Origin of the sequence: Endobacterium panacihumi, from assembly GCF_050847465.1 — a bacterium.
GTDB lineage: Bacteria > Pseudomonadota > Alphaproteobacteria > Rhizobiales > Rhizobiaceae > Neorhizobium > Neorhizobium panacihumi.
This window is the reverse complement of the sequence record NZ_JBOZRA010000001.1, coordinates 719,074-732,326: the sequence shown is the minus strand read 5'-3', so window position 1 is coordinate 732,326 and position 13,253 is coordinate 719,074. Positions and strand designations below refer to the sequence as shown.

11 protein-coding genes and 1 pseudogene are annotated in these 13,253 nt (G+C 59.9%); 4 read left to right on the top strand and 8 right to left on the bottom strand.

Features of this window, described 5'->3' with window-relative positions:
- Window positions 1-66: 66 nt before the first annotated feature.
- Window positions 67-1,988, top strand: a pseudogene (locus ACRQ1B_RS03710) (methyl-accepting chemotaxis protein).
- A gap of 91 nt (window positions 1,989-2,079) precedes the next feature.
- Here ACRQ1B_RS03710 and ACRQ1B_RS03705 read toward each other — a convergent pair.
- The gene (locus ACRQ1B_RS03705) at window positions 2,080-2,973 is read right to left on the bottom strand and encodes a DMT family transporter (RefSeq protein ID WP_432292316.1); all 894 of its coding nucleotides are present in this window, start codon (window positions 2,971-2,973) and stop codon (window positions 2,080-2,082) included.
- Window positions 2,974-3,346: 373 nt separating this feature from the next.
- On the opposite strand from ACRQ1B_RS03705, the gene ACRQ1B_RS03700 reads away from it, so the two are divergent.
- A complete protein-coding gene (locus ACRQ1B_RS03700; protein ID WP_432292315.1) occupies window positions 3,347-4,015 on the top strand; it encodes an outer membrane protein in 669 nt (222 codons plus the stop codon).
- Between the two features lie 69 nt (window positions 4,016-4,084).
- Here ACRQ1B_RS03700 and ACRQ1B_RS03695 read toward each other — a convergent pair whose 3' ends face one another.
- Both ACRQ1B_RS03695 and ACRQ1B_RS03690 read right to left on the bottom strand, forming a co-directional pair.
- Window positions 4,085-5,632 (bottom strand): MFS transporter, encoded by a 1,548-nt coding sequence (locus ACRQ1B_RS03695; RefSeq protein WP_432292314.1) that lies wholly within the window; start codon window positions 5,630-5,632, stop codon window positions 4,085-4,087.
- A 140-nt stretch (window positions 5,633-5,772) separates the two neighbouring features.
- Window positions 5,773-6,381, bottom strand: a complete 609-nt coding sequence (locus ACRQ1B_RS03690) for a DUF2026 family protein (RefSeq protein ID WP_432292313.1) — start codon at window positions 6,379-6,381, stop codon at window positions 5,773-5,775.
- 320 nt (window positions 6,382-6,701) lie between these two features.
- On the opposite strand from ACRQ1B_RS03690, the gene ACRQ1B_RS03685 reads away from it, so the two are divergent.
- Both ACRQ1B_RS03685 and ACRQ1B_RS03680 read left to right on the top strand, forming a co-directional pair.
- Window positions 6,702-7,799: an AbrB family transcriptional regulator gene (locus ACRQ1B_RS03685; RefSeq protein WP_432292312.1), complete on the top strand. Its 1,098-nt coding sequence runs from the start codon at window positions 6,702-6,704 to the stop codon at window positions 7,797-7,799.
- A 141-nt stretch (window positions 7,800-7,940) separates the two neighbouring features.
- The gene (locus ACRQ1B_RS03680) at window positions 7,941-8,204 is read left to right on the top strand and encodes a hypothetical protein (RefSeq protein WP_432292311.1); all 264 of its coding nucleotides are present in this window, start codon (window positions 7,941-7,943) and stop codon (window positions 8,202-8,204) included.
- 17 nt (window positions 8,205-8,221) lie between these two features.
- Here ACRQ1B_RS03680 and ACRQ1B_RS03675 read toward each other — a convergent pair whose 3' ends face one another.
- The 5 genes from ACRQ1B_RS03675 to ACRQ1B_RS03655 form a co-directional block, all read right to left on the bottom strand.
- Window positions 8,222-8,419 carry a heavy-metal-associated domain-containing protein gene (locus tag ACRQ1B_RS03675; RefSeq protein WP_432292310.1) on the bottom strand — a complete coding sequence of 66 codons (198 nt, stop codon included), beginning with the start codon at window positions 8,417-8,419 and terminating at the stop codon, window positions 8,222-8,224.
- 11 nt (window positions 8,420-8,430) lie between these two features.
- A complete protein-coding gene (gene cueR, locus ACRQ1B_RS03670; protein WP_432292309.1) occupies window positions 8,431-8,862 on the bottom strand; it encodes a Cu(I)-responsive transcriptional regulator in 432 nt (143 codons plus the stop codon).
- The gene (locus ACRQ1B_RS03665; protein WP_432292308.1) at window positions 8,859-11,300 is read right to left on the bottom strand and encodes a heavy metal translocating P-type ATPase; all 2,442 of its coding nucleotides are present in this window, start codon (window positions 11,298-11,300) and stop codon (window positions 8,859-8,861) included. Before ACRQ1B_RS03665 ends, cueR begins: the two co-directional genes overlap by 4 nt.
- 113 nt (window positions 11,301-11,413) lie before the next feature.
- Window positions 11,414-12,520: a helix-turn-helix transcriptional regulator gene (locus ACRQ1B_RS03660; protein WP_432292307.1), complete on the bottom strand. Its 1,107-nt coding sequence runs from the start codon at window positions 12,518-12,520 to the stop codon at window positions 11,414-11,416.
- A 147-nt stretch (window positions 12,521-12,667) separates the two neighbouring features.
- Window positions 12,668-13,126: a YcgN family cysteine cluster protein gene (locus ACRQ1B_RS03655; protein WP_432292306.1), complete on the bottom strand. Its 459-nt coding sequence runs from the start codon at window positions 13,124-13,126 to the stop codon at window positions 12,668-12,670.
- Between the last annotated feature and the right edge of the window lie 127 nt (window positions 13,127-13,253).

Below are 13,253 nucleotides of genomic sequence, written 5' to 3'. Positions count from 1 at the left end.
CGACGGTTCCTGCTTTTAATCTCGCAAAAAGCCTCCACCCTTTTCGCGCCTTTAAGAGGTTACCTCATGCTCAAAAATCTGAAGATCAAGACAAAATTCCTGATGGCAATCGCCATCCTCAGCCTGATATCGCTGGCAGGCCTGACCTTCGTGACCCAACGTTTCAACGCCGCCAACGAAGCCTATTCTCATTTTCTGCTCAACGAGAGCATGGCCGCAACCTTTGGGCCGCGTGGCGCTGCCGGAATGTGGACCGCCATTAACTGGATGAACCGGGCGGTTTCCCAGGATCCGCAATCCGACGCATTCACGGAATTCTCCGCCAAGTTCAGCAATGAGATGACCGGTGCCCGCAACCGCCTTGCGCAGATCCCGGAAATCGTGCCCAGCCGCAAGGCCGCCATTGATGAACTGCTTGCCGGTTTCGACGAACTCAAGGTCGTCGGCGGTGAGCTGATCAAGGCCCATGCTACCGGCAACAAGGATCAGTTCGCGAAAATGTCGGCCCGACTGGAACAGCTGACGGTCGATATGTCTGCAAAGTCGGGCGCCAATAATGGCGCCATGGCCGACCTGATCAAGGATGGTGCCCAAAAACTGTCCGATGAAGTGTCCAACACGATCATGCTTGCTCTGGCCGGCATGCTGGTTGGCATCGCTATTGCCGTTGTCTGGGCCATGTTCATCGCTCAGAAGGGTGTTGTGACGCCGATGACACGTCTTCGCGAACGCATGTCGTCACTGGCGATGGGTGAAACGGAAGCCCCAATCGATGGCCTGGAGCGCAAGGACGAAATCGGCCAGATGGCGGAAGCCGTCGCCGTGTTCCGCGACAATGCGCTGGAGCGTATCCGTCTGGAGCAGGAAGCCGAAGATAACCGCAGTCTCTCGGAACAGGAGCGTATCGACCGTGAAGCGGCAAAGGCCCGCGAAGCTGCCGAGGTCAAGTTCGCCGTAGACAATCTCGCCGAAGCACTTTCCAACCTTTCGGATGGCAAGGTCTCCTATCGTATCGAGCAGAGTTTCGCGGCAAGCCTCGACGGCGTCCGCAACGATTTCAACGCATCTGCATCGAAACTGCAGCACGCCCTCGAACAGGTGGCTGAAAACGCCCGCAGCATCGAAGCCGGATCCGGCGAGATCAAGTCGGCAGCCGACGATCTGGCCAAGCGCACCGAGCAGCAGGCAGCGTCGGTTGAGGAAACCGCGGCAGCACTCGAAGAGATCACCACGACGGTGAAGGATGCCGCCCGTCGTGCCCAGGAAGCCGGAGATCTCGTTGCCCGCACCCGCCAGGGCGCAGAAAGATCCGGCGACGTCGTGGCCAATGCCGTCAAGGCCATGGAAGCGATCGAAAAGTCTTCGGGCGAGATCGGCAACATTATCGGTGTCATCGACGATATCGCCTTCCAGACCAATCTTCTGGCCCTGAACGCAGGCGTCGAGGCCGCGCGCGCCGGTGAAGCCGGCAAGGGTTTTGCGGTCGTCGCACAGGAAGTGCGCGAACTCGCCCAGCGCTCGGCCAACGCCGCCAAGGAAATCAAGGCGCTGATCAACACGTCCAACGAGCAGGTCCAGAACGGCGTGCACCTTGTCGGTGAAACCGGCAAGGCGCTGGAAACCATCGTCACCGAGGTGCAGGAGATCAACCGCCACGTGGCATCGATCGTCGAGAGCGCGCAGGAACAGTCTTCCGGTCTGCAGCAGATCAACACCGCCGTTAACGCGATGGATCAGGACACCCAGAAAAACGCCGCCATGGTGGAAGAGCAGACGGCAGCCAGCCACGGCCTCGCCCGCGATGTGGTGTCTCTGAACGCGCTTCTTTCGCAATTCGACCTGTCGGGTTACGGCACACAGAAAAGTACAACGGTTCGTCCCGCAGACAGACGTGAGGCACCGGTCGCCTCCCCTGCGCGCATGCTGGCCGCAGGCTGACTTCAGCCTTCTCGGGCAATGCCGCATTGGCGATCGACGATCAGGACTAATCGGCGACAGTCGTGAAAGTCAGACGGAAAAGGGCCGCGGATGAAAAACCGCGGCCCTTTTCGTTATTCAAACGCCTGCACCCTGGCGTCTTCACGCCTTGGAAATCTCGGCCTCTTCCTTGCGGATGCCAAGGCGATGTTCACGCCAGACGGTGAACAGTCCGGCGCCCACGACGATGACTGCGCCGATTGCCATATTGATGGTGATGGTCTCACCAAAGAAAATGACTGCCACCGCAGCGCCCATGACCAGCTGCAGATAGGTGAGCGGCTGAACTTCGCCAGCGCTCAGCAGGCTATAGGCCTTTATCATGAAATAATGGCTGGTGGCGCCACAGATGCACAGCGCCGCCATGGCCGGCCAATCTTCCATGGCAATCGGTGTCCAGTAGAATGGACCTATGACGGTGGCGAGAACCGCACCGGCAACACCCGCATAAAACACGCTCGTTACAGCACTGTCCGTGCTGCTGACCGCGCGTGTAGCGATGCTGTAGAGGGCGAACATGAACCCGGCCCCCAATGGCAGAAGCAGGCGAATGTCGAAATGCACATTGGTCGGGTTGAGGATGATCAGCACGCCGACAAGACCAACGCCGAGCGCCACGCCGCGGCGCCAGCCCACCGTTTCGCCAAGCAAAGGCACGGAGAGGAGCGTGATCATCAGCGGTGTCGCCTGAAAGATCGATTGCGTCATCGCCAGACCGGCAATCGTGAACGAAATCACCACGACCACGACTTCGCTGACAAGGAGCATGCCGCGAATGACCTGCAGCACCGGCCGTCTGGTCACGACAGCGCGGCGCAGGCCACCGGGAGAAGTGGCGGCCAGCAATGTCACGAACACAGCGAAAGCCCAGAAGCGGATCATCGTCACCATGATCGGCGGGTATTTATCGCCCAGCAGTTTTGAAAAGGCATCCTGACCTGCGAAGATCGTGATGGCCAGAAGGACGTAAAGATAGCCCAGTGTCTTGCTGTTCATGGGTGAGATACTTGCAACGGAGGATACGATATAGGGGCAGGAAGCGACCCGGGTTTACTGATCCTGCCCCTATACCTTCCGAACATGATGCGCCAGTTCACAGCCCCTGCAAAGGGTACACCCCGCCTGTCTTTTCCCTATCGATCAGTTCGCCAATGCGTTTGCTGTGATCTGCTTTTCAGCTTTTGCGCGCAAAAATGCCGCTTTTTGCACGTTTGATCACACCAGCGCGATCCTGGTGGCATGGAACCAAATGGCCACCTACGTAGTTAGCGCACCGTGATCGTCCGTCGCGACTTGGCTTGGGAGCCGCGGTTGGAGTGTTCGAACAACAAAGGCATCTGCCTGTCACGATACCCGAGAGGAAAAATCCATGAAGAAATTCTCCCCCGCAGCCGGCACCGCTCTGGCCGGCATTTTTGCAGCTGCCGTCGCGATGACTGCGACCTCGGCTGCGCGCGCCGCTGATGCCGTCGAGCAGATTCCGGAAGCGCCTGCTGCGATCGAGGCAACGGCACCGGTGTTCACCTGGAGCGGCCCTTATGCCGGTCTGCATGGCGGTTATGGCTGGGGTAACGGCGACTTCAATGACGCTACCGGCGGCTTTTCGGAAAACTTCGATGGCGGTCGTTTCGGTGGCTTCGTCGGTTATAACTGGCAGATGTCGAACGGCTTCGTTGCCGGTATCGAAGGTGACGTGAACTACGACTGGAACGAAGAAAGCATTGGTCCCGGCATCGATGGCAAAAGCGGCTTTTCCGGCTCTGCGCGTGCTCGCCTCGGCTATGCCATGGACCGCGCCCTGCCCTACATTGCAGGTGGCTGGACCGCATCCAACTTCAAGGCTGAAGGTTCAGGCGTCGATGTCGATGACACCATGCATGGCTGGACCATCGGCGCAGGTCTCGACTATGCCTTCACCGACAACATCTTCGGCCGTGCCGAGTACCGCTATAACGACTTTGGTAGCGGCAACCTCGGTGGCACCAATGTCGATTTCGACCAGCATATCGTCAATGTCGGTATCGGCGTGAAATTCTGATCGTCGATCGATCGTCAAAACTCGAAGGGCAGCGAACTGGTTTCGCTGCCCTTTTGCAATGCCTAAGGTTCATCGCGGCAGTTTCACGCCCAAAGAGAACAGGAACGCGATCCCGGCGCCGCCGGCAGCCAGACCGTAAAGCCACAACGATGGCAGCGCGATCGAGGGGACAAGTGCCGCATCCGGTGCAATGCTTTCCAGCTTTGCCACCAGACCCGTGGCCATCGCCACCAGTCCGGCAAGACCGGCGCCAATGGCATAACCGGCCGTGGAGACGGTCGGCAGCAATGCCCCTGCCCGATCGCGCTCATCGACCGGCGTATCGGCGAGCGCTGCCCGGTTGACATTCGCCCAAGCCAATCCGAAACCGGTTCCGATCAGTATCTGGCTGATCACGACCATCGCGATGGAATGCGCGGTCAGGCCAAAAGCAATGGCGACAAAGCCCACGACCAGAAACAGCGGTCCCATGCGGGTGCGGGCATCCTGGCGGTCTGCCGAGGGGTTGCGGCTGGAGAAAACGGCGACAACACTCCATGTCAGCGCCATCAGCAGGACGAGCGCCCCGACGATGGTCGGCCGATAGGCCCAAATCTCCGAAATCGCCAGCGCCAGATAAACCGCGCCGACCGAGTGGCTGGCGGACATCAGCAGCAACACCCAGAGGCCGCAACCGAAGACAGACTTTGCCTGGAATGCCCCTGGCGGCAGCAATTTCGGGCCGATGCGCCCATCCAGAACCATGGCCACGACAAACAATGCCGCGCCACACACCACCGCCAATGCCTGACCCAACCCCATCGACGTGATGGAAGACAGGGAGAGAACCAGCGATCCGGCGATCAGCAGGCCGATCGCAAACGGCGCAACCGCCACCCTGGCCTGCCCTGACGACGCCGGTTTGGCGATCGGCGTCAGCACCACGAGCAGCAGCAGGAAGGGCCCGACCGCAAGGAAGGAGATGCGCCAGGAAAAGGTTTCGGTCAGCCAACCACCAACAAGCGGCCCCAGAACAGATGCAACGGCCCACACCATTGCTTCGGCGGCAAACACCTTTGCGATCAGGCCGGGCCGAAAATTGCCGGGGATCAGGCTATAGGCAATGGCGACGATCAAACCATCGGCAACGCCCTGCAGCAGACGCCCCGCCAGAATAAAACCGAAAGTCGGCGCCGCCAGTGCGGCCAGACCGCCCACGGCGAAGATCAGGCAGGAGATGATCATCGATGCTGTCAGACCGGCGCGGTCGCGAAACGCGGCAGCCGCGGTGCCACCTGCAATGGAGCCGATGAAATAAAGCCCATAGGCCCAACTGAACAGATGTGTGCCGCCGAGTTCCGCCGCAGCCAGCGGCATGGCCGCAACGATTGCAAACTGGTTGAACGCGTGCAGGCCAATGCCGGTCGAAACCAGCGCCAGCATGACGGCATTGCGGCCGGACAGAAGCACCGGCCAGCTTTCCTCCACCGAAACCCCATCACGCTTGGCCACTGCCACGCCATCCATCCGCTCGCTCCCTTCGGCCTGTGCGACGGCCGCGCCGAGCTGATATCGCGCCGTCAGCTGCTCGCTCCGCGCGCTGATACGCCGTCGCACACTTTCTTCCACCAAATCCATGACCTGTCCTTTCGATCAGGCCGCGGAAACTACGACCTCAACCGCAGTTGAGGTCAAGCAGCAAAATGCGAGGCATAAGCGAGCAGTAAACCGAGGTGCGCGTTAAGGCAGAGAAGCAAAACTACCGGGAAACAAGCAGCCTACCAGCTGCCGCTCAGCATGTTGCCCGACAACGCAATCATCCGCGCCTTGCCATCGCGATCGGAGACCGAAAGCGTCGCCGGCATCTGGCGCGGCGATTTGCGGAACCAGCCGGCGGCAACGGATGCCAGATCGCCGATGGCGGCATGTTTGTGCCATTCGGCAAAGCGGCGGGCCATCGCCTCCGGCTCCGTCTGATAGAAGAAATCACCGGATTGCTTGAGATCATTGATGCTTTGCGCCATCGCCGACAGCGGTCGCTGGAACATCTTTGCCGGTACCTGCAATTCTGGAGCAGTCTGCGGCAAGGCCGGCGCCATGAAATCGATCGCCCAGCCGTCGGCCTCCACCCAGCAGTGAAAGTTTTCGCCGGCACCGGTCACATGGCCGTCCTCGCGGTGATCGGCAAACAGCATCAGCTTACCCCCGAGATTATAGGCAGCAAGCCCGCCCTTCGGTTTGGCCTTCACCTTGAAATGATGCTCCAGAATGAAGGCGCCAAAACTGGAAAAATACATGGATGCTGTCGCCGGATCGGCGTTATTGGCGGTCAGCAGGCTGTGGATCACCCTGTAGATCCGGTGATAATCACTCTGCTTTATCAACATGGTCTTCATCCAGAAATCTGTTTCTAGCGCGCTGACTATGCGAGAGCAGAGCGGAAGTAAACGCCGCCGAACAGCAAAGCGCGCGCAAATCGCTGCACAGGCATGCGGGCACAACCACAACGACATATTTTGCGGCGCCGCAGCATCAGTCCGACACCCGATCGTTGGCATGACATCGATTTCACCGCATCCCAGCCTTGCGCCTGTTCCAAGAACATGGTTACGACGAAAGCAACCGGAGAAAGCCCGGCTTTCCCTGCTGATGCGAAATGCCGGTTTCTCCTTGGTGCCGGATCCCGCCGCCACCGACGGAGCATGTTTTGACAGACAAAAATCCAGCCGGCCGCGCCTTCCAGATGATGCGCCCTGTGACTTGGCCTGTTGGGCTGCGCTGGGCAGCGCTGCTGCTCGTATCCGCCGTTTTCGTTTTCCTGCTTGAACTGGTGCACCTGCCCGCAGCCCTGCTGCTGGGTCCGATGGCGACGGCGGTGCTGATGGCGACGCTGGGCGGCGGTGTGCGCATCGGCAGCAGGAGCTTTACGGCAGCGCAGGGGATTGTCGGCATGATGATCGCCAGCAACATGCCGCCTTCACTGTTCAGCGAACTGCAGTCCGATTGGCCGATCTTTGTCGTCGGCGTGTTTTCCACCGTTGCCGCCGCAGCCTTTCTCGGCTGGCTGATGGCGCGCACCAAGCTTTTTCCCGGCACGACTGCCATCTGGGGCTCTTCTCCGGGTGCCGCCGCCGCGATGACGCTGATGTCCGCCGGTTATGGCGCCGACATGCGCCTCGTCGCCTTCATGCAGTATGTGCGGGTCGTGTGCGTGGTGCTGGCGGCAACCGTGGTTGCGCGTTTCATGGGCGTGACGGTGGTGGAAGAACAATCGATCCTCTGGTTTCCCGCGGTCGACTGGCTGGCCTTTGCCGCGACCGTTGCGGCGGCCTTGCTCGCAGGCTGGATCGGCATGCGGCTGAAACTGCCCGGCGGCGCGCTTCTGCTGCCGCTGGCCGTCGGCATGGCAATCAAGTTTTCCGGCGTGATGCCGATCGTTCTGCCGCCCTGGATTCTGGCTCTCAGCTTTGCGGTGATCGGCTGGGGGATCGGCATGCGCTTTACCCGCGATGTGGTGGCGCACGCCGCGCGCGCCCTGCCTCGCGTGCTTCTTTCGGTCTTTTCGCTGATTGCCATCTGCGGCTGTTTTGCGGCCGGCCTCGTCTACTTCGCCGGCATCGACCCGCTCTCCGCCTACCTCGCCACCAGCCCCGGTGGCGCCGACAGCGTCGCCATCATCGCCGCCTCCACCAATGTCGACGTGCCATTTGTCATGGCGATGCAGGTCACCCGCTTCATCTTCGTTGTGATTACCGGACCTGCCACCGCACGATTACTTTCCCGCAGCACGAAGACCGACGGATAATCTGACAAATACTCTTATTCGGCAATTTATTAGATAAATCGAATTTAAGAAGACAGCGGAATCAACCCGTGGTATTTTAAGGGTACAACTGATTTGCGAGTGACTGATTTGGAAGCGTATGGCCCCGGGGAGGTTTCGGCTATGGACGCTATCGTCAGAGTAGATTTCGAGCTGAGATGGAGCATGCCGGTCTACGTTTTGAGTGACGACGGCGCCGAAAAGCCGATATTCGGACCACATGATGCCCTTCGTTACCTGCGCGACTGCTCCGCAATTGCGCCGGTCAGCAATTACGAACTGGCCATCGATGCCTGCGAACGTTGCATGAGCCGCGAAATCGATCGTGCGTTGGCGCGGGCATTGTTTGTCAGTGCCTATACGAATTACACGATGTTGCGGATGTGACGGGTGAAGGTTTGCGCTTACCCGGCCCGTTCCGGTGAATACCCTGCTTCGCGGATCGCCTCTTCCGCCGTCGCCGCGTCACCTTCCACCGTCACCTTGTGAGCGGACAGATCAACGGTAACGGTCGCGCCCGGCAGGACTTCCGCCAGCGCTCCACGCACAGTCTTTTCGCAGTGGCCACAGGTCATGTCGGAAACGGTAAAGATGGCAGTCATGTCAAAATTCCTTATGCATAATGGATATGAGATTGATTGTCGGCCGATGCGGTGCTGTCGCCGGCCAGATCGTCCAGGATCGGGCAATCAGGTCGGTGATCGCCACCGCAGCAATGCGCAAGGGTCTTGAGCGTCTTCACCATGCCCTGCATTTCGGCGATACGGCGCTCGAGGTCATTGATATGGCTTGTGGCGACCTCCTTGACGGCGGCGCTGGTGCGGCTCTTGTCCTGCCATAACGTCAACAGCGTCTCGGTCTCTTCGAGCGAAAATCCAAGCGAACGGGCACGTTTGATGAAACGCAGCACATGCACCTGCTCCGTGCCGTAAACCCGGTAATTGTTGCCGGTGCGGGCGGGCGGCGCGATGAGACCGATTTCCTCGTAATAGCGGATCATCTTGGCCGAAACGCCGGAAGCCTCGGCAGCCTGTCCGATATTCATGTTTCGCCTCCAATCCTGACGGTCTTCAGTCTGAGCGCATTGGCGAGCACGAATGTGCTGGACAACGCCATGGCGGCGGCACCGATCATCGGCGACAGGGTTAGGCCGAAAGCCGGATAAAACAGACCTGATGCCAGCGGGATCAGCGCCACGTTGTAACCGAAAGCCCAGAACAGGTTCTGACGGATGTTCTTCATCGTCGCGCGGCTGATGGCGATGGCGGAAACGACGCCCGTCAATTCGCCACCGACCAGAACGACATCGGCGCTTTCGATCGCCACATCGGTGCCGGTACCAATGGCAATGCCGATATCGGCCTCGGCCAATGCCGGTGCGTCATTGATACCATCGCCGACAAAGGCAAGCTTTTTGGCATTGGCGCGCAGATCATGGATCGCCGCCACCTTGCCCTCCGGCAGCACCTCTGCAACGACTTTGGTGATGCCGACCTGCGCCGCGATCGCCCGCGCCGTCTGCGCGTTATCGCCGGTCACCATCGCCACCTCGATGCCCTCCGCCCGCAGTTTCCTGATAGCTGCCACGCTCGACGGTTTTAGCGGATCGGCGACGGCGATGATGGCCGCAAGCCGACCATCCACGGCCGCGTAAATGGGTGTTTTGCCCGCATGGCCGAGCCTTGCGGCGGCCTCGGAGAAACCCGATACCGCAAGGTCGAGCGTCTCCATAAATCGGTCAGCACCCACGGCAATGTTGCGACCATTCACAATCGCAGAAATACCGTAGCCGGTAATGGATTCGAATTGCTGCGCCTCCGGCACGACAAGTCCCCTCGCCTTGGCAGCGGTGACGATAGCTTCGGCGATCGGGTGTTCGGAGCGGCTTTCCACCGCCGCAACCTGCGACAGAACATCATCCTCGAAAAAACCATCAGCGACGATAAGGTCCGTCAGTTCCGGCCGCCCCTTGGTGACGGTACCGGTCTTGTCGAACACGACGAGATCAACGTCGGACAATGTCTGGAGGGCCTCGCCCTTGCGAAACAGCACACCGAATTCGGCGGCACGCCCGCCGCCAACCACGATCGATACCGGTACGGCCAGCCCCATGGCGCAAGGGCAGGCAATGATCAGCACCGCCACCGCACTGATCAGCGCATGCGTGAGCGCCGGTTCCGGCCCGACCAGAAGCCAGATAAGAAAGGTGAACGCGGCAAGCACCATCACCACCGGCACGAACCATGCGGTGACACGATCGACCAACGCCTGGATCGGCAGTTTTGCCCCTTGGGCCTGCTCGACCAACCTTATGATGCCGGCCAGAACCGTATCGCGCCCAACCTTTTGCGCACGAAAACGGAAGGAGCCGGTGCGGTTCACCGTACCGCCGGTGACATATGCGCCCGCCACCTTTTCCACCGGCAGCGGCTCACCAGAAATCATCGATTCATCGACATTCGACTGACCGTCGATGACAATGCCATCTACGGCAATACGCTCGCCGGGACGGATGACGAGAACATCCCCGACCAGAACGTCGGCCGTTGGAACATCGACAACCTGACCATTGCGCTCGACGCGTGCGGTTTTTGCCTGCAACCCGGCCAGTTTCTGGATCGCCTCACCGGTGCGGCCGGTAGCACGGGCTTCGAGCAGACGCCCGAACAGGATGAGGGTAACGATCACCGTCGCCGCCTCGTAATAGACATGCTGTGCCTCATAGGGCAGCAGGTCCGGTGCAAAGGTCGTCACGACCGAATAACCGTAAGCGGCAAGCACACCGACGGCGACCAGCGAATTCATCTCGGGGTGACCCCGCCAGAGCGCCGGCAGGCCGAGCCGCAGAAAACGCAGGCCGGGCCAGAAAATCACGGCCGTCGCCAGCACGAAATAGAAGTAATAGAGAATCTGCGTATCGATCATCTCCATCAGCCAGTGATGGAAAGGCTCATAGGCATGCCCCGTCATTTCCAGCAGGAAGAGCGGAAACGTCAGCGCGAAGGCGACGGCAAGATCGCGCTTCAGAGATGCTTCCTCGCCTGCATGCGAATGCGCATGGCCATGAGACTGGTGCGCGTGGTCGCCGGCCACCTTCTCCCCGTTTGCGCTGCCGTCTTGCGGCGTTGAAACATCACCCCTTTCCCCCGCCATGGGAACCAATTGCCGGCCAGCGGATGAATGGACATCCGTGACCGTAACATACCCCGCCTCGCGCAAAGCCGCCTGCATGGCACCCGCAGGAATTTCGTAACCCAGCTTGTGGATCACCTTTTCCAGTGCCTCGGGCTCGAACCCCTCGCCGGTCTCGACGGTCAGCTTTTTCGTCGCGAAATTGACGATGCTCTTCTCCACGCCCGGCACCTTGGCGGCACCGGTTTCCACACGACGCACGCAGGAAGCGCAGGTCATGCCCTCTACCGGAATGGTCAGCGGTTCGATCGGCGTAAAGGGTCTGGTGAGTGGTTCGATGGGTCTATTCATGGCGAAGCGTGATCCTTTCGCGTCCCCATGTAGGCCTTCCCATCATGGGAAGGTCAAGGGCGCGCCAAAAGATAAAATGTCGCAACGCGCTCCTGCGGCTATCGCATGAATTCTCAGAACCCACCCGGCCCGCCGCCCGGGGGCGTCAGACCTGAAAGCAGCAGCACCAGCTCCGCCTGTCGGGTCGTGCCTGTCTTGTGCATGATGCGCTTGAGATGCGAGCGCGCGGTTTCCACCGAAACGCCGAGTGAAGCCGCTACCATTTCAGGTGTCTGCGCCATGGCGATGCCGCGCGCGACGCGGGCCTCTGCCGGCGTGAGATCGAACAGGCCGCATAAAACCCGCATATCCGGCGGACCGACCTGCCCCACCTCTGTCACCGCCAGAACGGCCATTGCGCGCGAAAAAATATCACGGGCGGCACGTCGGATGGGCAGAAGGTGCAGAATAAGAGGAGATGCGCCATCCTCTCCCAGCATTGGTACGGACTGCACCGTCGGCGCGGCCTGCGCCCGGTAACGGGCAATCGCTTCATCCAGCAATACGCGGGCGCCGGCACTTTCCAGAAAAAGCCGGTTTCCGGCTCCCGTGCGGATACGCGGCGACAATGCCTCAAGCTCCGGATTGGTCGCCAGTGACTGGCCGGCATCGCCGATCACCGCTGCCGGCAGACCAAGCATGGACAATGTTTCCGTCATCGACCGTGCTTCCTTGAAGGCCAAACGCGATGCCATGTAGGCGGCACGCGCGATATCCGGCTTCAGAATGTTGAGATGCTGAAGCTGTTCCTGCGAGAAATGCGCGAGCCCGAAGGCACGCATCAGGGAAATGACGACGATGTGACCCGTCGGTTCCTGAAAGGCATACCCCGCTTCCCACTCCATTCCGTGCGGATGGATGAAGTCACGATTGATCGCGTCGCTGGCATACTCTTCCGGCGACATAAGATCGGTTGTACGGGCGAAGGAAAACGGATACCGCTCCATCGCCCGGATCGGCCGCAGATTGTTGAAACGGTGCTCGCTTTCGATGAAACCGGCGAACGCCTCGGCAATATTGGGCGTGGTGACGAACCGGTGCTTGCCCAGCGTATCGACAGTAAAGATCGAAGCCGTGGAGGACCCGACCGTATCCGCCAGCGCGGTACAAGCATCGCTCCACAGTTCCGGTATCATCGCCGCCTCGTAGAGACGATCGGCCAATGTGCCTTCAGCGTTCATTACCCATCCACGATGTGCGATCACAAAACCTGCCCGGCCCCACGCCGGGTCAGATTTTTTTCTAGCGCTTCATCAGCAATCAGTACATCAGCAAAATGGCGAAGACATCCTTATGTCCCTACGGGATAACTTCACAAAACGCAGTTTCTAAGCCTTCTCGCCGACATGTAATGGCCAGTCGACGAGATAGTCCTCAAAATCATCGACATCGACATCCTTCTCGCTGACCGTCCGGTCCTTCGCCGATATTCCGGCGATATGGACCGTTTCCGGGTCTCCGGAAATCAGTGGATGCCACCATTTCAGGTCTTCTCCGTCGCGAACCAGGCGATACCCGCAGGTCGGCGGCAACCAGGAAATTTCCCGCACCTCCTGCGGCGTCAGCTGGATACAGTCGGGCACGGTCGCCTGGCGGTTCGGATAGTCGGAACAGCGACAGGTGGAACCGTCAAGCAGGCGACAGGCAACCGAGGTGAAGGCAACCGCACCCGTATCCCAGTCCTCCAGCTTGTTGAGACAACAGAGGCCACAACCATCGCAAAGACTTTCCCACTCGACGGGCGAAAGCTCTTCCAGCTGTTTCGTCTTCCAGAATTCATCGACCATGATTTGTTTTATTTTCGCAACGCGGCCTGCAAATAATTGTCCCGGAAGCGGTGCCGGCGGCGCGTCTTATCTCGCCGGTCAACCTTTTATAAGCTAATGCTTCCTATGGGAGTTGCTGGCAGCTTTT